General features: G+C 60.1%; 17 protein-coding genes. All 17 read left to right on the top strand.

Annotation, left to right across the window (positions count from 1 at the left end; genetic code table 11):
- The first annotated feature begins 17 nt into the window (after window positions 1-17).
- Window positions 18-773: a polyprenyl diphosphate synthase gene (uppS, locus tag BFQ01_RS18970; protein WP_027604478.1), complete on the top strand. Its 756-nt coding sequence runs from the start codon at window positions 18-20 to the stop codon at window positions 771-773.
- The gene (locus tag BFQ01_RS18965) at window positions 774-1,583 is read left to right on the top strand and encodes a phosphatidate cytidylyltransferase (RefSeq protein ID WP_065926458.1); all 810 of its coding nucleotides are present in this window, start codon (window positions 774-776) and stop codon (window positions 1,581-1,583) included.
- Window positions 1,580-2,770, top strand: coding sequence for a 1-deoxy-D-xylulose-5-phosphate reductoisomerase (ispC, locus tag BFQ01_RS18960; protein WP_065926457.1), 1,191 nt, complete (start codon window positions 1,580-1,582; stop codon window positions 2,768-2,770). Before BFQ01_RS18965 ends, ispC begins: the two co-directional genes overlap by 4 nt.
- A gap of 54 nt (window positions 2,771-2,824) precedes the next feature.
- A complete protein-coding gene (rseP, locus tag BFQ01_RS18955) occupies window positions 2,825-4,177 on the top strand; it encodes a sigma E protease regulator RseP (protein WP_065926456.1) in 1,353 nt (450 codons plus the stop codon).
- A 74-nt stretch (window positions 4,178-4,251) separates the two neighbouring features.
- Window positions 4,252-6,639 (top strand): outer membrane protein assembly factor BamA, encoded by a 2,388-nt coding sequence (gene bamA, locus BFQ01_RS18950; RefSeq protein ID WP_053137245.1) that lies wholly within the window; start codon window positions 4,252-4,254, stop codon window positions 6,637-6,639.
- A 45-nt stretch (window positions 6,640-6,684) separates the two neighbouring features.
- Window positions 6,685-7,188 carry an OmpH family outer membrane protein gene (locus BFQ01_RS18945; RefSeq protein ID WP_003219314.1) on the top strand — a complete coding sequence of 168 codons (504 nt, stop codon included), beginning with the start codon at window positions 6,685-6,687 and terminating at the stop codon, window positions 7,186-7,188.
- 3 nt (window positions 7,189-7,191) lie between these two features.
- On the top strand, window positions 7,192-8,247 hold the full coding sequence (lpxD, locus tag BFQ01_RS18940; protein WP_065926455.1) for a UDP-3-O-(3-hydroxymyristoyl)glucosamine N-acyltransferase: 1,056 nt from the start codon (window positions 7,192-7,194) through the stop codon (window positions 8,245-8,247).
- A gap of 110 nt (window positions 8,248-8,357) precedes the next feature.
- Window positions 8,358-8,798, top strand: a complete 441-nt coding sequence (gene fabZ, locus BFQ01_RS18935; protein WP_003172281.1) for a 3-hydroxyacyl-ACP dehydratase FabZ — start codon at window positions 8,358-8,360, stop codon at window positions 8,796-8,798.
- Entirely contained in the window at window positions 8,795-9,571 is a 777-nt protein-coding gene (gene lpxA, locus BFQ01_RS18930) for an acyl-ACP--UDP-N-acetylglucosamine O-acyltransferase (RefSeq protein WP_027604472.1), read from the top strand. Before fabZ ends, lpxA begins: the two co-directional genes overlap by 4 nt.
- Window positions 9,572-9,573: 2 nt before the next feature.
- Window positions 9,574-10,713, top strand: coding sequence for a lipid-A-disaccharide synthase (gene lpxB, locus BFQ01_RS18925; RefSeq protein WP_065926454.1), 1,140 nt, complete (start codon window positions 9,574-9,576; stop codon window positions 10,711-10,713).
- The gene (gene rnhB, locus BFQ01_RS18920) at window positions 10,710-11,342 is read left to right on the top strand and encodes a ribonuclease HII (RefSeq protein WP_027604470.1); all 633 of its coding nucleotides are present in this window, start codon (window positions 10,710-10,712) and stop codon (window positions 11,340-11,342) included. Before lpxB ends, rnhB begins: the two co-directional genes overlap by 4 nt.
- Before the next feature lie 77 nt (window positions 11,343-11,419).
- Window positions 11,420-14,941 (top strand): DNA polymerase III subunit alpha, encoded by a 3,522-nt coding sequence (dnaE, locus tag BFQ01_RS18915; protein ID WP_065926453.1) that lies wholly within the window; start codon window positions 11,420-11,422, stop codon window positions 14,939-14,941.
- Window positions 14,942-15,069: 128 nt separating this feature from the next.
- A complete protein-coding gene (locus BFQ01_RS18910; protein WP_016976871.1) occupies window positions 15,070-16,017 on the top strand; it encodes an acetyl-CoA carboxylase carboxyltransferase subunit alpha in 948 nt (315 codons plus the stop codon).
- A 162-nt stretch (window positions 16,018-16,179) separates the two neighbouring features.
- Window positions 16,180-17,490 (top strand): tRNA lysidine(34) synthetase TilS, encoded by a 1,311-nt coding sequence (gene tilS / locus BFQ01_RS18905; RefSeq protein ID WP_065926452.1) that lies wholly within the window; start codon window positions 16,180-16,182, stop codon window positions 17,488-17,490.
- Window positions 17,491-17,764: 274 nt separating this feature from the next.
- Complete coding sequence (locus tag BFQ01_RS18900; protein WP_053137224.1) at window positions 17,765-19,396, top strand: CTP synthase; 1,632 nt, start codon at window positions 17,765-17,767, stop codon at window positions 19,394-19,396.
- 5 nt (window positions 19,397-19,401) lie between these two features.
- Window positions 19,402-20,247 (top strand): 3-deoxy-8-phosphooctulonate synthase, encoded by an 846-nt coding sequence (gene kdsA, locus BFQ01_RS18895; protein WP_027604465.1) that lies wholly within the window; start codon window positions 19,402-19,404, stop codon window positions 20,245-20,247.
- A gap of 157 nt (window positions 20,248-20,404) precedes the next feature.
- Complete coding sequence (gene eno / locus BFQ01_RS18890; protein WP_027604464.1) at window positions 20,405-21,694, top strand: phosphopyruvate hydratase; 1,290 nt, start codon at window positions 20,405-20,407, stop codon at window positions 21,692-21,694.
- Window positions 21,695-21,745: the final 51 nt, after the last annotated feature.

The raw sequence follows: 21,745 nt of genomic DNA, 5'->3' as shown, positions 1-21,745 counted from the left end.
GGGGTCAGGACGCCTTCATGGAAAAGACCAAGCAGACTGTGCCCTCCGTGGTGCCGCGCCATGTCGCGATCATCATGGATGGGAATAATCGCTGGGCGAAGAAGCGTTTTATGCCGGGTGTTGCCGGGCATAAGGCGGGTGTCGATGCGGTACGGGCCGTGATCGAGGTGTGTGCCGAGGCCAAGGTCGAGGTATTGACCCTGTTCGCGTTCTCCAGTGAAAACTGGCAGCGGCCCGCCGAAGAAGTCAGTGCCTTGATGGATCTGTTCTTCAAGGCCCTGCGTCGTGAGGCCAAGCGCCTGAATGACAACAACATCAGCCTGCGCATCATCGGCGACCGCTCGCGCTTTCACCCGGAACTGCAGGCGGCCATGCGTGAAGCCGAGGCGATCACTGCCGGCACTGACCGCTTTGTGCTGCAAATCGCCGCCAATTACGGTGGCCAGTGGGACATTGCCCAGGCTGCGCAGCGACTGGCCCGCGAAGTGCAGGCCGGTCATCTGCGGCCGGACGACATCACGCCTGAACTGTTACAGACCTGCCTGGTGACCGGCGACCTGCCGTTGCCTGACTTGTGTATCCGTACCGGTGGTGAGCATCGCATCAGCAATTTCCTCTTATGGCAATTGGCCTATACCGAGCTGTACTTCTCCGACCTGTTCTGGCCGGACTTCAAACACGATGCCATGCGCACTGCGCTGGCCGATTTCGCTTCCCGTCAGCGTCGCTTCGGTAAAACGAGTGAGCAGATCGAAGCTGGAGCCCGGGTTTAAATGCTTAAACAACGAATCATCACAGCACTGATACTGTTGCCGATTGCCTTGTGCGGGTTTTTCCTGCTGGATGGCTCCGGCTTTGCGCTGTTTATCGGCCTGGTGGTCACCCTGGGTGCCTGGGAATGGGCGCGATTGGCAGGTTTCAATGCGCAGCTGCCGCGTGTGGCGTATGCCCTCGTGGTGGCGGTACTGCTGTTTCTGATGCATACCCTGTCGAGCATTATCGTGCCCTGGGTGTTGGGGGCAGCGGTGCTGTGGTGGGCGCTTGCGACCTACCTGGTGCTGACTTTTCCGCGCAGCAGTGGCCAGTGGTCCAGTGTCGCCAGCAAGCTGGTGATTGGCTTGTTGATTCTGTTGCCTGCCTGGCAAGGGCTGGTGGAGATCAAGAATTCGCCGATGGGTAACTGGCTGATCATGGCGGTGATGGTGCTGGTCTGGGGGGCAGACATCGGCGCCTACTTCTCTGGCCGGGCATTCGGCAAGCGCAAGCTGGCGCCGTCAGTCAGTCCGGGCAAGAGTTGGGAAGGCGTGTATGGCGGCCTGGCGTTGACGCTGGTGATCACGCTTGTGGTGGGTCTGGTGCGCGACTGGTCGGCGAAGGAAATCTTCCTGGCCCTGCTGGGCACGGCCATCGTCGTATTTATCTCGGTGGTCGGTGATCTCACCGAAAGCATGTTCAAGCGCCAGGCCGGGATCAAGGACAGCAGCAACCTGCTGCCGGGTCATGGCGGGGTGCTGGATCGTATCGATAGCCTTACCGCAGCCATCCCGATCTTTGCCGTGCTGTTGTGGATGACCGCTTCGTGAGCCGCCTGCAACAAGTGACCGTGCTGGGTGCAACCGGCTCGGTAGGGTTGAGCACCCTGGATGTGATCGCTCGTCATCCTGACCGCTATCAAGTGTTTGCCCTGACCGGGTTCACCCGCCTCAGCGAACTGCTGGCACTGTGCGTGCGTCACGTGCCGCGCTTTGCCGTGGTGCCCGGGCGTTCGGCGGCACGGAGCCTGCAGGATGATCTGCGGGCTGCCGGGCTGGCCACTCAGGTGCTGGTGGGGGAGGAGGGGTTGTGCCAGGTCTCGGCCGATGCCGAGGTGGATACGGTGGTGGCCGCTATCGTCGGTGCCGCCGGCTTGCGTCCGACCTTGGCTGCCGTGGATGCGGGCAAGAAGATCCTGCTGGCCAACAAAGAAGCGCTGGTGATGTCCGGCGCGCTCTTCATGCAGGCGGTGCGCAAGAGCGGCGCCGTACTGCTGCCCCTCGACAGTGAACACAATGCGATCTTCCAATGCATGCCCGGCGACTTTGCTCGCGGCCTGGGACAGGTGGGTGTGCGTCGGATTCTGCTGACCGCGTCGGGTGGTCCTTTCCGGCAAACTCCCTTGGGGGAGTTGGAGCAGGTGTCTCCGGACCAGGCGTGCGCTCATCCTAACTGGTCGATGGGGCGCAAGATCTCCGTGGACTCGGCAAGCATGATGAATAAAGGCCTGGAGTTGATCGAAGCCTGCTGGTTGTTCGATGCGCGACCGGATCAGGTCGAGGTGGTGATTCACCCGCAAAGTGTGATTCATTCACTGGTCGACTACGTGGATGGCTCGGTATTGGCCCAATTGGGCAATCCGGATATGCGCACCCCGATCGCCAATGCCCTGGCCTGGCCGGAGCGAATTGATTCCGGCGTGGCGCCACTGGATCTGTTTGCCATTGCCCGCTTGGACTTCGAGGCGCCGGACGAGCAACGTTTTCCGTGCCTGCGTCTGGCACGTGAGGCCGCGGAGGCGGGTAACAGCGCGCCGGCGATGCTCAATGCGGCGAATGAAGTGGCCGTGGCGGCGTTTCTCGAACGGCGCATCCGCTTTCCGCAGATCGCGAGTATCATCGAGGACGTCCTGAGTCTTGAGCCCGTGGTCGCGGTGAACGACCTCGGCGCGGTATTCGAGGCGGACACCAAGGCGCGCGCCTTGGCCGAGCAATGGTTGGACCGCAACGCGCGTTAGTCTTGTGGGCGCGATTGAGCCTTGGGGCACTGGATTGGAATGCGGAGAAATTAGATGAGTGCGCTTTACATGATTGTCGGCACCCTGGTTGCTCTGGGTGTGCTGGTTACCTTCCACGAATTCGGCCACTTCTGGGTGGCACGTCGTTGCGGCGTCAAGGTACTGCGCTTTTCCGTCGGCTTCGGCATGCCGCTGGTTCGCTGGCACGACCGGCACGGCACCGAGTTCGTGATCGCGGCCATCCCGTTGGGTGGCTATGTCAAGATGCTCGATGAGCGTGAAGGCGAAGTGCCGGCCGATCAGGTGGACCAATCCTTCAATCGCAAGACCGTTCGTCAGCGTATCGCCATTGTTGCGGCCGGTCCGATCGCCAACTTCCTCCTGGCGATGCTGTTTTTCTGGGTCCTGGCCATGCTCGGCAGCGAGCAGGTGCGTCCTGTCATCGGCGCGGTCGAGGCGGACAGTATCGCCGCCAAGGCAGGTCTGGTCGCAGGGCAGGAAATTGTTTCCATTGATGGTGAGCCGACGACGGGTTGGGGCGCGGTCAATTTGCAGCTGGTACGTCGTTTGGGTGAAAGCGGCACCGTCAACGTCGTGGTGCGTGAGCAGGATTCCAGTGCCGAGACCCCGCGCACGTTGGCCTTGGACCATTGGCTCAAGGGCGCTGACGAGCCTGATCCGATCAAGTCCCTGGGCATCCGTCCATGGCGTCCTGCGCTGCCGCCAGTGCTTGCCGAGCTGGATCCGAAGGGTCCGGCCCAGGCCGCGGGTCTGAAAACCGGCGATCGCTTGCTGGCCCTCGATGGCCAGGCGTTGGGTGAGTGGCAGCAGGTAGTCGACCTGGTGCGCGTACGCCCTGATACAAGGATTGTGCTGAAAATTGAGCGTGACGGTGCTCAAATTGACGTCCCCGTGACCCTGGCGGTACGTGGGGAAGCCAAGGCGGCCGGGGGTTACCTGGGTGCAGGCGTCAAGAGTCCGGAGTGGCCGCCCTCGATGGTGCGTGAGGTCAGTTTCGGGCCGCTGGCGGCCATTGGCGAGGGTGCAAAACGCACCTGGACCATGAGTGTGCTGACCCTCGAATCCCTCAAGAAAATGTTGTTCGGCGAGCTCTCGGTAAAAAACTTGAGTGGACCGATAACCATTGCTAAAGTGGCGGGCGCTTCTGCCCAGTCGGGTGTCGCGGATTTCCTGAATTTCCTGGCTTATCTGAGTATCAGCCTGGGTGTTCTGAATTTGCTGCCCATTCCAGTATTGGATGGGGGGCATCTGTTGTTTTATCTGGTCGAGTGGGTGCGTGGTCGCCCCTTGTCGGATCGGGTGCAGGGTTGGGGGATACAGATCGGTATCAGCTTGGTGGTCGGGGTGATGTTATTAGCCTTGGTCAACGATCTGGGTCGACTGTAACGCTTCGCTGAATTGCGAATCTGCCGCATTTTGCGGCAGTTTGTTTATTGCCAGTTGGAATAAGAAAGGACTTCATGAAACGTCTGCTGCTAACTGCGGTTCTCACCGTATTGATGATCGCCGAAGTTCACGCCGAGTCCTTCACCATCTCCGATATTCGCGTCAACGGCCTCCAGCGGGTTTCCGCGGGTAGTGTCTTTGGTGCCTTGCCGTTGAACGTCGGGGAACAGGCTGATGACCGTCGCCTGGTGGAATCCACTCGTGCGCTGTTCAAAACCGGGTTCTTTCAAGACATCCAACTGGGTCGCGAAGGTAACGTCCTGGTCATCACCGTCGTCGAGCGACCTTCCGTCGCCAGTATCGAGATCGAAGGCAACAAGGCGATCTCCACTGAAGACCTGATGAAAGGCTTGAAGCAATCCGGCCTGGCCGAGGGCGAGATCTTCCAGCGCGCCACCCTTGAAGGTGTGCGTAACGAACTGCAGCGCCAGTACGTTGCCCAGGGTCGCTACTCCGCGACCGTGGAAACGGAAGTCGTGCCGCAGCCTCGTAACCGTGTCGGCCTCAAGGTCAACATCAACGAAGGTACCGTGGCGGCCATTCAGCACATCAACGTGGTGGGCAACACCAAGTTCGCTGATGAAGACCTGATCGACCTGTTCGAGCTCAAGACCACCAACTGGTTGTCGTTCTTCAAGAACGATGACAAGTACGCCCGCGAAAAACTCTCCGGTGACCTGGAACGCCTGCGTTCCTACTACCTGGACCGTGGCTATATCAACATGGATATCGCTTCGACCCAGGTGTCCATCACCCCGGACAAGAAGCACGTCTACATTACTGTCAACGTCAACGAAGGCGAGAAGTACAAGGTTCGTGACGTGAAGCTCAGCGGCGACTTGAAAGTGCCTGAAGACCAGGTCAAGGCCCTGTTGCTGGTGCAGAAAGACCAGGTGTTCTCGCGCAAGCTGATGACCACCACGTCCGAACTGATCACCCGTCGCCTGGGTAACGAAGGCTATACCTTCGCCAACGTCAACGGCGTGCCTACCCCCCACGATGAAGACCACACCGTGGACATCACCTTTGTCGTCGACCCAGGCAAGCGTGCCTACGTGAACCGCATCAACTTCCGTGGCAACACCAAGTCCGCGGACGAAGTGCTGCGCCGCGAAATGCGCCAGATGGAAGGTGGCTGGGCATCGACTTACCTGATCGACCAGTCCAAGACCCGTCTTGAGCGCCTGGGCTTCTTCAAGGAAGTGAACGTCGAAACGCCAGCCGTACCGGGTGTGGATGACCAGGTTGACGTGAACTACGCCGTGGAAGAGCAAGCGTCGGGTTCGATCACCGCCAGTGTCGGTTTCGCACAGAGTGCCGGCCTGATCCTCGGTGGTTCCATCACCCAGAACAACTTCCTGGGTACCGGTAACAAGGTGTCCATCGGCCTGACCCGAAGCGAATACCAGAGCCGTTATAACTTCGGTTATGTCGACCCCTACTGGACCGCGGACGGTGTCAGCCTGGGCTACAACGCCTTCTATCGCACCACCGACTACAAAGACCTTGACGTCGACGTAGCCAGCTATGCAATCGACAGCCTGGGCGTAGGCGCCAACATCGGTTACCCGATCAGCGAGACCTCGCGCCTGACCTTCGGCCTGACTGCGCAACAGGATGAGATCAAGACCGGTGTGTACACCGTGGACGAGATCTTCGACTTCACTCGCAAGGAAGGCGACAAGTTCCTGAACTTCAAGGCGTCCGCCGGCTGGTCCGAGTCGACCCTGAACAAAGGCGTGCTTGCCACCCGTGGCCATTCCCAGAGCCTGACGCTGGAAGCAACGACGCCGGGCAGCGACCTGTCGTTCTTCAAGCTCGATTACCGTGGCCAGTTGTTCCAGCCGCTGAGCGATAACTACACCATGCGCCTGCACACCGAGCTGGGTTATGGCGACGGTTATGGTTCCACCAATGGGCTGCCGTTCTACGAGAACTACTACGCGGGTGGCTTCAACTCCGTGCGGGGCTTCAAGGACAGCACCCTGGGTCCACGTGGTACACCGAGCCGTGGCGTTGGTGTGACCGGTAACCAGGGCACCGTAGCTGACTCCGACAACGACCCGCTGCCATTCGGTGGTAACGTGTTGATCCAGGGTGGTGCGGAAATCCTGTTCCCGCTGCCGTTCGTCAAGGATCAGCGGTCCCTGCGTACTTCGGTCTTCTGGGATGTGGGTAACGTTTTCGACTCCAAGTGCGAACAGATCACCAACCCAAGCGGCGTGAAGTCACGGACTGAGTGCAACGACGTGAGCCTCAGCAACCTGGCGAGCTCGGTGGGTGTCGGTGTGACCTGGGTGACTGCGCTTGGCCCGTTGAGCTTTGCTCTGGCCATGCCGATCAAGAAACCGGATAACGCTGAAACCCAGATTTTCCAATTCTCCCTCGGCCAGACGTTCTAAGCGTCTGACCCAAGATAACGACAACGGATTCTGTAGGAGTACATCGTGCGTAAGTTGACTCAATTGGTTCTGCTGGCCACCGTGCTGGTAGCCACCCCGGCCTTCGCCGAAATGAAAATCGCCGTCCTGAACTATCAGATGGCCCTGCTGGAATCCGATGCGGCCAAGAAATACGCCGTGGATGCCGAGAAAAAATTCGGTCCGCAACTGACCAAGCTCAAGACGTTGGAAAGCAGCGCCAAGGGTATCCAGGACCGTCTGGTAGCGGGTGGCGACAAGATGCAGCAAGGCGAGCGCGAGCGTCTGGAGCTTGAGTTCAAGCAAAAGGCCCGTGACTACCAGTTCCAATCCAAGGAGCTGAACGAAGCCAAGGCTGTTGCCGACCGTGAAATGCTGAAACAGCTGAAGCCTAAACTCGACAGCGCCGTGGAAGAAGTCATCAAGAAAGGTGCCTTTGACCTGGTGTTCGAGCGTGGCGCAGTGATTGACGTCAAGCCTCAATACGACATCACCCGTCAGGTGATCGAGCGCATGAACCAGCTGAAGTAAGCCATGACCGCGACTATCAAGCTCGGCGAGTTGGCCGAGTTCCTGGGAGCCACCTTGCGTGGTTCCCCGGAGAAGGAAATTACTGGGCTAGCCACCTTGCAGGAGGCTGGCCCAGCTCAGTTGAGCTTCCTCGCAAACCCCCAATACCGTAAATACCTGGTCGACTGCCAGGCCGCAGCCGTGTTGCTGAAGGCCGCTGACGCCGAGAGTTATGCCGGGGATGCCCTGGTAGTGGCTGACCCCTACCTGTCGTACGCAAAGGCGTCGCATCTGTTCGACCCGAAGCCCAAGGCAGCAGGTGGTGTTCATTCGTCTGCGGTTATCGCCGATGATGCCCAGGTTGACCCTGCGGCCAGCATCGGTGCGTTTGCGGTGATCGAGAGCGGTGCACGCATCGCGGCCGGTGTAACGGTCGGTGCGCATTGCTTTATCGGCGCTCGCTGTGTAATCGGCGCCGACGGTTGGCTGGCACCTCGCGTGACCCTGTACCACGACGTGCGCATCGGTGAACGTGTGGTCATTCAGTCGGGTGCCGTGATCGGTGGTGAAGGCTTCGGTTTTGCCAACGCCAAGGGCGTCTGGCACAAGATTGCCCAGGTCGGCGGTGTATTGATCGGCGACGACGTGGAAATCGGTGTCAACACGGCTGTCGATCGCGGAGCCCTGGCCGATACCGTGATCGGTAACGGCGTGAAGCTCGACAACCAGATCCAGATCGCCCACAACGTGCAGATTGGCGATCACACCGCCATGGCCGCGTGTGTAGGCATTTCCGGCAGCACCCGGATCGGCAAGCATTGCATGCTCGCCGGTGGCGTAGGGCTGGTGGGGCATATCGATATTTGCGACAACGTTTTCATCACCGGTATGACCATGGTGACCCACTCGATTACCGAACCGGGGGCCTACTCATCTGGTACCGCCATGCAGCCCGCAGCTGAATGGCGCAAGAGCGCAGCACGTTTGAGGCAGCTCGACGACATGGCTCGACGTCTCAAACAGCTGGAAAAGCGTGTTGGGGACGTGACCCCTGGCGGTAATGCTTCATCAGAAGGCTGATACCATTTCCATATCAAGTGTGCACAGCCGCTAGACTGCCTCCTTGATTTGCTAGCGGGGCGTGCGTTTAGTCGCCCGCCCCCAATCTTTATTACAGGCTTCCCCCCGAAATGATGGACATCAACGAGATTCGCGAATACCTGCCTCACCGTTACCCGTTCCTGCTGGTGGACCGTGTAGTGGACCTCAATGTTGAGGAAAAGCGCATTCGTGCCTACAAGAATGTCAGCATCAACGAACCGTTCTTCAACGGTCACTTTCCCGCGCATCCCATCATGCCGGGCGTATTGATCATCGAAGCAATGGCCCAGGCTGCCGGTATCCTTGGTTTCAAAATGCTCGACCTCAAGCCTGCCGACGGCACGCTTTACTATTTCGTCGGCTCCGACAAGTTGCGCTTTCGCAACCCGGTTACCCCGGGTGACCAGTTGATCCTGGAAGCCAAGTTCATCAGCTGCAAGCGCCAGATCTGGAAGTTCGAATGCCAGGCCTCGGTAGATGGCAAGCCGGTTTGCTCTGCCGAGATCATCTGTGCGGAACGCAAACTATGAGTTTGATTGACCCTCGCGCAATCATCGATCCGTCGGCCGTACTGGCCGCCGACGTTGAGGTCGGCCCCTGGTCGATCATCGGCGCAGGTGTGGAAATCGGCGAGGGGACTGTCATCGGGCCGCACGTGATCCTCAAGGGTCCGACCCGCATTGGCAAACATAACCGCATCTACCAGTTTTCCTCGGTAGGCGAAGACACCCCGGACATGAAGTACAAGGGTGAAGAAACCCGCCTGGTAATCGGTGATCACAACATCATCCGTGAAGGCGTGACCATTCACCGTGGCACCGTGCAGGATCGTGCCGAGACCACGCTGGGTGATCACAACCTGGTCATGGCCTATGCCCATATCGGTCATGACAGCGTGATCGGCAACCACTGCATCCTGGTCAACAACACCGCGTTGGCTGGCCATGTACACGTTGACGATTGGGCGATCCTGTCCGGTTTTACCCTGGTGCATCAGTATTGCCATATCGGCGCCCACAGCTTTTCCGGCATGGGCACTGCCATCGGCAAGGACGTTCCGGCGTTCGTCACGGTGTTCGGCAACCCGGCCGAAGCCCGCAGCATGAACTTCGAAGGCATGCGCCGTCGTGGCTTCAGCGAAGAGGCGATCCACGCCCTGCGCCGCGCCTACAAGGTGGTCTACCGTCAGGGGCTGACGGTGGACCAGGCGTTGATCCAACTGGCCGAGCCGGCAGCGTTGTTTCCGGAAGTCGCGGTGTTCCGTGACTCGATCCAGGCGTCGACCCGCGGCATCACCCGCTGATCATGGCTACTCTGCGTATCGCGCTGGTGGCCGGAGAAGCTTCCGGCGACATTTTGGGCGCAGGTCTGATGCGGGCTCTCAAGGCCCGGCACCCTGCGGTGGAGTTTATCGGCGTCGGCGGCCCGCTGATGCAGGCCGAAGGCCTGACGTCGTACTTCCCTATGGAGCGTCTGTCGGTCATGGGCCTGGTCGAGGTGCTGGGTCGCCTGCGTGAGCTCCTGGCTCGTCGCAAGCTGCTGATCCAGACGTTGATCGAAGAAAAGCCCGATGTCTTTATCGGCATCGATGCGCCGGACTTCACCCTCAATATCGAACTCAAGTTGCGTCAGGCCGGGATCAAGACCGTGCACTACGTCAGCCCCTCTGTGTGGGCGTGGCGGCAGAAGCGTGTGTTGAAGATCCGCGAAGGCTGCGACCTGATGTTGACCCTGTTGCCGTTCGAAGCCAGGTTCTACGAGGAGAAGGGCGTGCCGGTAAGGTTTGTCGGGCATACCCTGGCCGACAGCATTCCTTTGCAGGCTGACCGCGCAGCCGCGCGTGCCGAACTGGGGTTGCCCGAAGGCCCGCTCGTTGCGCTGATGCCTGGCAGTCGAGGCGGCGAAGTGGGCCGTCTTGCCAGCGTGTTTTTCGATGCTGCCGAGCGCCTTCAAGCCTTGAAGCCCGGGGTACGGTTCGTGTTGCCCTGCGCCAGCCCGCAACGGCGTGCACAAATCGAGACACTGCTGGTCGGTCGCAATCTGCCATTGACCCTGCTCGACGGTCGGTCGCACCTGGCCCTGGCGGCCTGTGATGCGGTGCTGATCGCTTCAGGTACCGCGACCTTGGAGGCCCTGCTCTACAAGCGCCCGATGGTCGTGGCCTATCGCCTGGCGCCACTGACTTTCTGGATTCTCAAGCGCATGGTCAAAAGTCCCTACATCTCCTTGCCCAACTTGCTGGCCCAGCGTCTGTTGGTGCCGGAGTTGTTGCAGGACGATGCAACGCCCGAAGCCCTCGCGCAAACCCTACTACCCTTGATCGACGGCGGCGAAGAACAGACCCGCGGTTTTGACGACATTCACCGCACCCTGCGCCGTGATGCATCGAACCAGGCGGCCGACGCCGTATTGACCTTGATCGGCCAAAAACAGGAAGCTTTATGAGCACGCAAATAGGCCTGGATTTCAGCCTGGTTGCCCAAACCCACGAACTTGTGGCCGGCGTTGACGAAGTGGGGCGCGGCCCGCTGTGTGGCGCGGTGGTGACGGCGGCCGTGATCCTGGATCCGAACCGCCCGATCCTGGGCCTCAACGACTCGAAAAAACTCACCGAAGCGCGTCGTGAAAAACTCTACGACGAAATCTGTGAAAAGGCCTTGAGCTGGCATATCGCTCGGGCCGAAGTCGAAGAAATCGACGAATTGAACATCCTGCACGCCACGATGCTGGCCATGCAGCGTGCCGTTGAAGGCCTGCATATCACGCCAAAACTGGCGATGATCGACGGCAACCGTTGCCCGAAGCTGGCGATGCCGGCTGAGGCGGTGGTCAAGGGCGATAGCAAGGTTCCAGCCATTGCCGCCGCGTCGATCCTGGCCAAGGTCAGCCGAGACCGTGAAATGGCTGCCTTCGAATTGATTTACCCCGGCTACGGCATCGGGGGCCATAAAGGCTATCCGACGCCCGTTCATCTGGAAGCCCTGGCCCGTCTCGGCCCAACGCCGATCCATCGGCGCTCGTTTGCCCCGGTGCGCCAGGCTTATGAGCTGCGCGAGAACCTCAGCGAGGTTTAGTCGCAAGGCTGATGTTTTTGCCAAGGCCCGGTACAATCCCGGGCCTTGTTGTTTCTAAGTTTCTGGACAGGATCACTATGCCGGCTTCATTCGTTCACCTGCGCCTGCACACTGAATACTCCCTGGTCGACGGCCTTGTACGGATCAAACCGCTGGTCAAGACCCTGGTGGGCATGAACATGCCTGCGGTCGCGGTTACCGATCAGAACAACATGTGCTCCCTGGTCAAGTTCTACAAGAACGCCATGGGCGCCGGCATCAAGCCGATCTGCGGCGCCGACCTGTGGCTGTCCAACAAAGACCCGGATAACCCCCTGAGCCGCATCAGCCTGCTGGCGATGAATGGCGTGGGTTATCGCAACCTCACCGAATTGATTTCCCGTGGCTTTATCGACGGCCAGCGCAACGGCTCGATCATCATCGAGCGCGAATGGGTCGCCGAGGCCAGCGAAGGCCTGATCATGCTGTCGGCCGCCAAGGAGGGCGAGATCGGTATCGCACTGCTGGGTGGCAATCCCCATGAAGCCGAAGTGCTGGCGAGGGAGTGGATGCAGGTCTTCCCCGACCGTTTCTACCTGGAAGTCCAGCGCACCAACCGCCCCAACGATGAAGAGCATCTGCACGCCGCCGTAGCCCTGGCCGACAAGCTGGGCGCGCCCTTGGTGGCGACCAACGATGTGCGCTTTATCAAGAAGGAAGATTTCGAGGCCCACGAAACCCGCGTGTGCATCGGTGAAGGCCGGGCCCTGGATGACCCGCGTCGTTCCAAGAACTACAGCGAAGAGCAGTACCTCAAGAGCGCGGACGAAATGGCCGAGCTGTTCAGCGACCTGCCCGAGGCCCTGGAAAACTCCGTCGAGATTGCCAAGCGCTGCAATATCGAAGTGAAGCTGGGCAAGCACTTTTTGCCCAACTTCCCGATTCCCGATGGCATGACCATCGACGAGTATTTCCGCAAGGTGTCGTTTGATGGTCTGGAGGAGCGTCTCTCCGTCCTGCTGCCCAAGGACACCACCGAAGATTACGAGGCCAAGCGCCAGGTCTATGTCGATCGGCTGAATTTCGAGCTGGATATCATCATCCAGATGGGGTTCCCCGGTTACTTCCTGATCGTGATGGACTTTATCCAGTGGGCCAAGAGCAACGGCGTGCCGGTAGGTCCGGGCCGGGGGTCGGGTGCCGGCTCGCTGGTCGCCTATGTACAGAAGATCACCGACCTCGACCCCCTGGAATATGACCTGCTGTTCGAACGGTTCCTGAACCCGGAACGGGTCTCCATGCCCGACTTCGACGTCGACTTCTGCATGGACGGCCGCGACCGTGTGATCGAATACGTGGCCGAGAAATACGGCCGCAACGCCGTGAGCCAGATCATCACCTTCGGTTCCATGGCGGCCAAGGCGGTTATCCGTGACGTAGCGCGGGTGCAGGGAAAGTCCTACGGCCTGGCGGACCGCCTGTCGAAGATGATCCCGTTCGAAGTCGGCATGACCCTGGAAAAAGCCTACGAGCAGGAAGAGATCCTGCGCGACTTCATCAAGGTCGATGAAGAGGCCGCCGAAATCTGGGAGATGGCGCGCAAGCTCGAGGGCGTTGTGCGTAACGTCGGTAAGCACGCCGGTGGCGTGGTGATCGCGCCGACCAAGCTGACTGATTTTTCGCCTATCTATTGCGATGAAGAGGGCGGCGGCCTGGTCACCCAGTTCGACAAGGACGATGTGGAGGCGGCCGGCCTGGTGAAGTTCGACTTCCTCGGCCTGCGCACCCTGACGATCATCGACTGGGCGCTCAAGACCATCAACCGCGACCGCGCCAAGGTCAACGAAGAACCGCTGGATATCGCCTTCATCCCGCTGGACGACAAGCCGACCTACACCTTGCTGCAAAAAGCCGAAACCACGGCGGTGTTCCAGCTTGAATCCCGCGGCATGAAAGAGCTGATCAAAAAGCTCAAGCCCGACTGCCTGGAAGACTTGATCGCACTGGTGGCCCTGTTCCGTCCGGGCCCGCTGCAATCGGGCATGGTGGATGACTTCATCAACCGTAAGCACGGCCGCGCCGAGTTGGCGTACCCGCACTCCGATTACCAGTACGAAGGCCTCAAGCCTGTATTGGCGCCGACCTACGGCATCATCCTGTACCAGGAACAGGTGATGCAGATCGCCCAGGTGATGGCCGGCTACACCCTCGGTGGCGCGGACATGCTGCGGCGGGCCATGGGTAAGAAAAAGCCCGAGGAAATGGCCAAGCAACGCGGCGGTTTCATTGAAGGGTGCGCCACCAACAATATCGACGCCGACCTGGCCGGTAACATTTTCGACCTGGTGGAAAAATTCGCCGGTTATGGCTTCAACAAATCCCACTCCGCCGCCTACGGCCTGGTGTCGTACCAGACGGCCTGGCTGAAAGCCCACTACCCGGCGCCGTTCATGGCTGCGGTACTCTCGGCGGATATGCACAACACCGACAAGGTCGTGACCTTGATCGAGGAAGTGCGCACCATGAAGCTGCGCCTCGACGCACCGGACGTGAACGCCTCGGAGTTCAAGTTCACGGTGAACGACGAAGGTCGCATCATCTATGGCCTGGGCGCGATCAAGGGCGTGGGCGAAGGCCCGGTGGAAGCCATCACCGAAGCGCGCCAGGACGGGCCGTTCAAGGATCTGTTCGACTTCTGCGCACGGGTTGACCTCAAGCGCATCAACAAACGTACCCTCGATGGCCTGATCCGCAGCGGTGCGCTCGACCGTCTCGGGCCGTATTTCCACGATGAGCCGAAGGCGTATCAGGCGAATATCGATCGCAATCGCGCGGTGCTGCTCACCGCCATGGAAGAAGCGATCAAGGCCGCCGAACAGACCGCCCGCACCCACGACAGCGGCCACGCCGACCTGTTTGGCGGGTTGTTCGTCGAAGAAGATGCGGATGTGTACGCCAACCACCGCAAGGCCAAGGAACTGACCCTCAAGGAGCGCCTCAAGGGTGAGAAAGACACCTTGGGCCTGTACCTCACCGGTCACCCGATTGACGAATATGAAGGCGAGATCCGTCGTTTCGCTCGTCAACGCATCATCGACCTGAAACCGGCGCGGGATACCCAGACCGTCGCCGGCATGATCATCGCCCTGCGGGTGATGAAAAACAAAAAGGGCGACAAGATGGGCTTTATCACCCTCGACGACCGCTCGGGCCGGATCGAGGCGTCGCTGTTTGCCGACGCCTTTCACTCTGCGCAATCGCTGCTGCAAACCGACGCCATGGTGGTGGTGGAAGGGGAGGTCAGCAACGATGACTTCTCCGGCGGCTTGCGCCTGCGGATCAAGCGGGTGATGAGTATGGAAGATGCGCGCACCAACCTGGCCGAAAGCCTGCGCCTGAAGGTGAAGACCGAAGCCCTCAAGGGCGATCAGCTACGCTGGTTGGGTGACCTGCTCAAGCGTCATCGTGGCGCCTGCCCGGTGACCATGGAGTACACCGGCAACGACGCCAAGGCCATGTTGCAGTTTGGCGAGACGTGGCGAATTGATCCCGCTGACGGCTTGATTCAAGCTTTGCGTGACCAGTTCGGCCGTGACAACGTCTTCCTCCAATACCGTTGACGGTCAGAACGCCTGACCTCGGCTGAACATTTAATCTCGACCTAAACGCGCCTCTCCCTTAAGGTAGGGCGCGAATAGACAACCGGCTGGCCAGGCAACCCTTGGCCGTCGACCCAAGACGGACGCTTATGAACCCGAATTTTCTTGATTTCGAACAGCCGATCGCTGACCTGCAAGCCAAGATCGAAGAGCTGCGCCTGGTCGGCAATGACAATTCGCTGAATATCGGCGATGAGATCGCTCGCCTGCAAGACAAGAGCAGCACGCTCACCGAAGACATCTTCGGCAAGCTGACCAGCTGGCAGATCGCGCGCCTGGCTCGCCACCCGCGCCGTCCGTATACCCTGGACTACATTCAGCACATCTTCACCGAGTTCGACGAGCTGCACGGCGACCGCCATTTCTCCGACGACGCGGCCATCGTGGGCGGTATCGCTCGCCTGGACGACCAGCCGGTCATGGTCATCGGTCACCAGAAAGGCCGTGAAGTGCGCGAGAAAGTACGCCGCAACTTCGGCATGCCGCGTCCGGAAGGCTACCGCAAGGCGTGCCGCCTGATGGAAATGGCCGAGCGCTTCAAGATGCCGATCCTGACTTTCATCGACACCCCGGGTGCTTACCCGGGTATCGATGCCGAAGAGCGCAACCAGAGCGAAGCGATTGCCTGGAACCTGCGAGTGATGGCCCGCCTGAAAACCCCGATCATCGCTACCGTGATTGGTGAAGGTGGTTCCGGCGGTGCACTGGCCATTGGCGTCTGCGATCAGTTGAACATGCTGCAATATTCGACCTACGCGGTGATCTCGCCGGAAGGTTGCGCCTCGATCCTGTGGAAAACCGCAGAAAAGGCGCCGGACGCTGCCGAAGCCATGGGCATCACTGCCGATCGCCTCAAGGGCCTGGGTATCGTCGACAAAGTGATCGCCGAGCCATTGGGCGGCGCCCACCGCGATCCGGCCGCCGCCGCTGCCACTATCCGTGCCGAACTGGGTTCGCAACTGGCGATGCTCAAAAAGCTGGATAACGAAGCGCTGCTGGCCCGTCGCTACGAGCGCCTGATGAGCTACGGTCTCTAAGGTCGCAGCAGCACTAATGTGGGAGGGGGCTTGCCCCCGATTGCTGAGTGTCAGTCACTGTATTCACTGGCTGGTGCACCGCTATCGGGGGGCAAGCCCCCTCCCACATTTGCTTTGTGTATGCTTGGCTTGGGTATTCCAGATTTGCGGCGGTAACCTGTGATGAAACCGACTTTATCCGCCAAGCTCCTGCACGCCCTGGCCCCCTGGCGCAACGCCCCGGCTTGGCATATCGCCTTCTCTGGTGGTCTTGATTCCACTGTCCTGCTGCATCTCCTGGCCAACGCCGAAGCCCTTCCGCCTCTAAGCGCTGTCCATGTCCATCATGGCCTGCAGGCTGTCGCCGACGCCTGGCCAGGTCATTGCCAGTCGGTGTGCGACAGCCTGGGCGTCCCCTTGCGGGTCATGCGCGTGCACGTGCAGCCCGGCGCCAGTCTTGAGCGTGCAGCGCGTGATGCGCGTTACCGGGCGTTTACCGAGGTGATCGGGGCAGGGGAAGTGTTACTCACCGGCCAGCATCGCGATGATCAAGCCGAAACGCTGCTATTCCGTCTGCTGCGCGGTGCCGGAGTGCGAGGGCTCGCCGCAATGCCTGCGCATCGCCCGTTGGCAGGTGGTTTCCTGGTGCGGCCGTTGCTGGAGCTCTCGCGCGCCGAGCTGGAAGCCTACGGCGATGAGCATCAACTCAAGTGGATTGAAGATCCTTCCAACACCGATCCACGTTTCTCCCGTAATTACCTGCGTCACCGCGTGATCCCGACGCTGACGGCGCGTTGGCCCCAAGCCATCTCCAGTCTGGCCCGGACTGCCGACCACCTCGGTGACGCCCAGGCGCTGCTGGGTGAATTGGCCTGCATGGACCTGCAAGCCGCCGATCAGCCTTCGCGGTTTCCTTGGCTGGCGGTGCCATCATTGGTCCTTGGTCCACTGCGCGAACTTTCCGATGCTCGTCAGCGCAATGTCCTGCGACATTGGCTGGCGCCGTTGACCCGGTTACCCGACAGCGACCATTGGGCCGGCTGGTATTCCCTGCGCGACGCCAAGGGCGACGCACAGCCCTTATGGCGTCTGGCTGATGGAGATTTGCAACGTTGTGGCGCACGCATCTGGTGGTTGCCTCGCGGCTGGTCGGAGTTTTCCCACGCATCGGTGAGCTGGCCTGATCCGCAAAAGCCACTAGAGTTACCCGGTAATGGCCTGCTGGAAATGAGCGGCGAGGTGCCGGAAGGCCCGCTGGAGGTCCGTTATCGCCAGGGCGGCGAAATGCTTGAACTACCAGGCCGAGGCCGGCGTGACTTGAAGCGCCTGCTTAATGAACAGGGGGTGCCGGGCTTCATCCGTGGCAGATTGCCGCTGCTGTATCAGGGCGAGCAATTGCTCGGTGTGCCCCTCCTCGCTGGACTCTGGGCCGCACCGAGTGAAGCTTGGCAATTACATTGGATGCCACGGAGCTGCGATCAAGGTTTGAGCTGATAGCGCCTTTCCGGTAGACTACGCTCCCTTCTTGATACAACTTCTGTGGATTCGCCTGAATCGCAGCAGTTGCCGATTACCAAGCAGTCTTTGCTGGGCGATTCCAAAAAATGTGTAGCGATCAACGTACCGGCAGTTTCACTGCTGGTCTGTCACAACGCGGCGGTTTTTTTGAAAGGTGCACTGTGATTAATGCAGGTGATCGGGGGCTTCGGCCTCTCTTCGCTTTCCCCGGCGGCTCGGACCGCTTTAACGCAGACTTCTAGGGTTTTTCATGACGCGCTACATATTCGTCACGGGCGGTGTTGTTTCTTCATTGGGGAAAGGCATTGCCTCCGCTTCATTGGCGGCCATCCTGGAGGCGCGGGGGCTTAAAGTCACCATGCTCAAGCTGGACCCGTACATCAACGTCGACCCGGGCACCATGAGCCCGTTCCAGCACGGTGAAGTGTTCGTCACACACGACGGCGCCGAGACCGACCTGGACCTGGGCCACTACGAGCGGTTCATCCGCACGACCATGACCCAGAACAACAACTTCACCACTGGCCGCGTCTACGAGCACGTGCTGCGCAAAGAGCGCCGTGGTGACTACCTGGGTGCAACCATCCAGGTGATCCCGCACATCACCGACGAAATCAAGCGCCGTATCATCAAGGGTGCAGGCGATGCCGACGTGGCGATGGTCGAGATCGGTGGCACCGTGGGTGACATCGAATCCCAGCCGTTCCTCGAAGCCATCCGCCAGCTGCGCTTCGAAGTCGGCGCCAAGCGCGCGATGCTGATGCACCTCACGTTGGTGCCTTACATCGCCACCGCCGGCGAAACCAAAACCAAGCCTACCCAGCACTCGGTCAAGGAACTGCGTTCCATCGGCCTGCAGCCGGACGTGCTGGTGTGCCGCTCCGACCACCCAATCGATATTTCCTCGCGTCGCAAGATCGCGCAGTTCACCAACGTTGAAGAACGTGCAGTGATCGCCCTGGAAGACGCCGACACCATCTACAAGATCCCGGGCATCCTGCATTCGCAAGGCCTGGATGATTTTGTGGTCGAGCGTTTCGGCCTGCAGTGCAACGGCGCGGATCTGTCCGAGTGGGAAGCCGTGGTTGACGCCAAGCTCAACCCTGAGCACGAAGTCACCATCGCCATGGTCGGCAAGTACATGGAACTGCTGGACGCGTACAAGTCGCTGATCGAAGCGATGAGCCACGCGGGTATCAGCAACCGTACCAAGGTCAACCTGCGCTACATCGATTCCGAAGACATCGAGAACCAGGGCACCGCGCTGCTCGAAGGTGTCGATGCGATCCTCGTTCCAGGCGGTTTCGGCCTGCGTGGCGTGGAAGGCAAGATCACTGCCGTGCAGTACGCTCGCGAGAACAAGGTGCCGTACCTGGGCATCTGCCTGGGCATGCAAGTGGCCGTTATCGAGTTCGCCCGTAACGTGATGGGCTGGAAAGACGCCAACTCCACCGAGTTCGATAGCAAGAGCGGCCACCCGGTCGTGGGCCTGATCACCGAGTGGGAAGACGCCACCGGCGCCGTCGAAACCCGTACCGAAAGCTCCGACCTGGGCGGTACCATGCGCCTTGGCGCGCAAGACTGCCTGCTGGAGCCGGGTTCCCTGGTTCACGACTGCTATGGCAAGGACGTGATCGTCGAACGTCACCGTCACCGCTACGAAGTGAACAACAACCTGCTGCCGCAGATCAAAGAGGCTGGCCTGAAAATCTCCGGTCGCTCCGGTGATGGCGCGCTGGTTGAAGTGGTCGAGGCCCCGGATCATCCATGGTTCGTCGCTTGCCAGTTCCACCCTGAGTTCACCTCGACACCGCGCGACGGTCACCCGTTGTTCAGCGGTTTCGTCAAGGCTGCACTGACGCAACACCAGAAGAAGGCGTAAACCTGATGGCCCAGAAGATCATTCGCGTAGGCGACATCGAAATTGCCAACGACAAGCCCATGGTGCTGTTCGGCGGCATGAACGTGCTGGAAAGCCGTGACATGGCGATGCAGGTCTGTGAAGAGTACGTCAAGGTTACCGAGAAACTGGGTATCCCCTACGTGTTCAAGGCCAGCTTCGACAAGGCCAACCGTTCGTCCGTGACCTCCTATCGCGGCCCGGGCCTTGAAGAAGGCATGCGGATCTTCCAGGACATCAAGCAAGCCTTCGGCGTGCCGATCATCACCGACGTCCACGAGCCTGAACAGGCTGCCGTGGTCGCCGAGGTGTGCGACATCATCCAGCTGCCGGCCTTCCTGTCGCGCCAGACCGACCTCGTGGTCGCGATGGCCAGGACCGGTGCGGTGATCAATATCAAGAAAGCCCAGTTCCTCGCGCCCCAGGAGATGAAACACATCCTGAACAAGTGCGTGGAAGCGGGTAACGACCAGTTGATCCTCTGCGAGCGTGGTTCTAGCTTCGGCTACAACAACCTCGTGGTGGACATGCTCGGTTTCGGCATCATGAAGCAGTTCGAATACCCGGTGTTCTTCGACGTGACCCACGCGCTGCAAATGCCCGGTGGTCGTGCCGATTCCGCCGGTGGGCGCCGTGCCCAGGTACTGGACCTGGCCAAGGCCGGCATCAGCCAGTCCCTGGCGGGCCTGTTCCTCGAAGCCCACCCGGACCCGGACAACGCCAAATGCGACGGCCCATGCGCCCTGCGCCTGGACAAGCTGGAGCCGTTCCTGGCCCAGCTCAAGCAGTTGGACGAACTGGTCAAGAGTTTTCCGACGGTAGAGACCGCGTAAGCGTTGATTCTCCGGTAGACTTTCCCACGCTTTACGCTCAGGCCTACGGGCCTGAGCCTTGTCGCCTGCAAGCCTGCCCCGTTGTTCCACCCTTGCGGTCGGTCAAAAGATTTCCTTCAGCTGCGTCGTTTTCGTCAACTTTGGAGTGTTTACAACAATGGCAAAAATCGTCGACATCAAAGGTCGTGAAGTTCTCGACTCCCGTGGTAACCCCACCGTCGAAGCCGACGTGCTTCTCGATAACGGCATCATCGGCAGCGCCTGCGCGCCGTCCGGTGCCTCCACAGGTTCGCGCGAAGCGCTGGAACTGCGTGATGGCGACAAGAGCCGTTACCTGGGCAAGGGTGTCCTCAAGGCTGTAGCCAACATCAACGGCCCGATCCGTGACCTGCTGCTGGGCAAGGACCCGCTGGACCAGAAAGCCCTGGACCACGCGATGATCAAGCTCGACGGCACTGAAAACAAAGGCAGCCTCGGCGCCAACGCCATCCTCGCCGTGTCCCTGGCTGCTGCCAAGGCCGCCGCCCAGGACCAGGACCTGCCGCTTTACGCCCACATCGCCAACCTGAACGGTACGCCGGGTGTCTACTCGATGCCGGTTCCGATGATGAACATCATCAACGGTGGCGAGCATGCCGATAACAACGTCGACATCCAGGAATTCATGGTGCAGCCGGTCGGCGCCAAGACCTTCTCCGAAGGCCTGCGCATGGGCACCGAGATTTTCCATCACCTCAAAGCTGTGCTGAAAGCTCGTGGCCTGAGCACTGCCGTGGGTGACGAAGGTGGTTTCGCACCGAACCTGGCGTCCAACGAAGATGCACTGAAAGTGATCTCCGAAGCCGTGGCCAACGCCGGCTACACACTGGGCACCGACGTGACCCTGGCCCTGGACTGCGCTGCCAGCGAGTTCTACGAAGATGGCAAATACAACCTGTCCGGTGAAGGCCAGGTGTTCAACTCCGAAGGCTTTGCCGACTACCTGAAGGGCCTGACCCAGCGCTACCCGATCATCTCGATCGAAGACGGCCTGGACGAGTCCGACTGGGATGGCTGGAAGATCCTCACCGACAAGATCGGCGAAAAAGTCCAGCTGGTGGGTGACGACCTGTTCGTGACCAACACCAAGATCCTGAAAGAAGGCATCGACAAAAAGATCGCCAACTCGATCCTGATCAAGTTCAACCAGATCGGCACCCTGACCGAAACCCTGGAAGCTATCCAGATGGCCAAGGCTGCGGGCTACACTGCCGTGATCTCGCACCGCTCCGGCGAAACCGAAGATTCGACCATCGCCGACCTGGCCGTGGGCACTTCGGCGGGCCAGATCAAGACCGGCTCCCTGTGCCGCTCTGACCGTGTGTCCAAGTACAACCAATTGCTGCGTATCGAAGAGCAACTGGCCGGCAAAGCCAAGTACAACGGTCGCGGCGAGTTTCGCGGCTGATCGGTAAGTGGTAAAAAGTCGGTGGATTGCGTCGGAAAGATCACGAAGGTG

This window comes from Pseudomonas sp. 8 R 14 (assembly GCF_900005955.1).
Lineage (GTDB): Bacteria > Pseudomonadota > Gammaproteobacteria > Pseudomonadales > Pseudomonadaceae > Aquipseudomonas > Aquipseudomonas marginalis.
The sequence above is the reverse complement of the archived record's forward strand: the minus strand, read 5'-3'. Positions and strand labels throughout refer to the sequence as shown.

Excerpts from the sequence above, each read along its gene's own strand:
- BFQ01_RS18965 (WP_065926458.1), top strand. The coding sequence starts at position 774 with ATGCTTAAACAACGAATCATCACAGCACTGATACTGTTGCCGATTGCC.
- BFQ01_RS18910 (WP_016976871.1), top strand. The coding sequence starts at position 15,070 with ATGAACCCGAATTTTCTTGATTTCGAACAGCCGATCGCTGACCTGCAA.
- uppS (WP_027604478.1), top strand. The coding sequence starts at position 18 with ATGGAAAAGACCAAGCAGACTGTGCCCTCCGTGGTGCCGCGCCATGTC.
- lpxA (WP_027604472.1), top strand. The coding sequence starts at position 8,795 with ATGAGTTTGATTGACCCTCGCGCAATCATCGATCCGTCGGCCGTACTG.
- kdsA (WP_027604465.1), top strand. The coding sequence starts at position 19,402 with ATGGCCCAGAAGATCATTCGCGTAGGCGACATCGAAATTGCCAACGAC.
- bamA (WP_053137245.1), top strand. The coding sequence starts at position 4,252 with ATGAAACGTCTGCTGCTAACTGCGGTTCTCACCGTATTGATGATCGCC.
- rnhB (WP_027604470.1), top strand. The coding sequence starts at position 10,710 with ATGAGCACGCAAATAGGCCTGGATTTCAGCCTGGTTGCCCAAACCCAC.
- tilS (WP_065926452.1), top strand. The coding sequence starts at position 16,180 with ATGAAACCGACTTTATCCGCCAAGCTCCTGCACGCCCTGGCCCCCTGG.
- rseP (WP_065926456.1), top strand. The coding sequence starts at position 2,825 with ATGAGTGCGCTTTACATGATTGTCGGCACCCTGGTTGCTCTGGGTGTG.
- lpxD (WP_065926455.1), top strand. The coding sequence starts at position 7,192 with ATGACCGCGACTATCAAGCTCGGCGAGTTGGCCGAGTTCCTGGGAGCC.
- eno (WP_027604464.1), top strand. The coding sequence starts at position 20,405 with ATGGCAAAAATCGTCGACATCAAAGGTCGTGAAGTTCTCGACTCCCGT.
- dnaE (WP_065926453.1), top strand. The coding sequence starts at position 11,420 with ATGCCGGCTTCATTCGTTCACCTGCGCCTGCACACTGAATACTCCCTG.
- lpxB (WP_065926454.1), top strand. The coding sequence starts at position 9,574 with ATGGCTACTCTGCGTATCGCGCTGGTGGCCGGAGAAGCTTCCGGCGAC.
- BFQ01_RS18900 (WP_053137224.1), top strand. The coding sequence starts at position 17,765 with ATGACGCGCTACATATTCGTCACGGGCGGTGTTGTTTCTTCATTGGGG.
- fabZ (WP_003172281.1), top strand. The coding sequence starts at position 8,358 with ATGATGGACATCAACGAGATTCGCGAATACCTGCCTCACCGTTACCCG.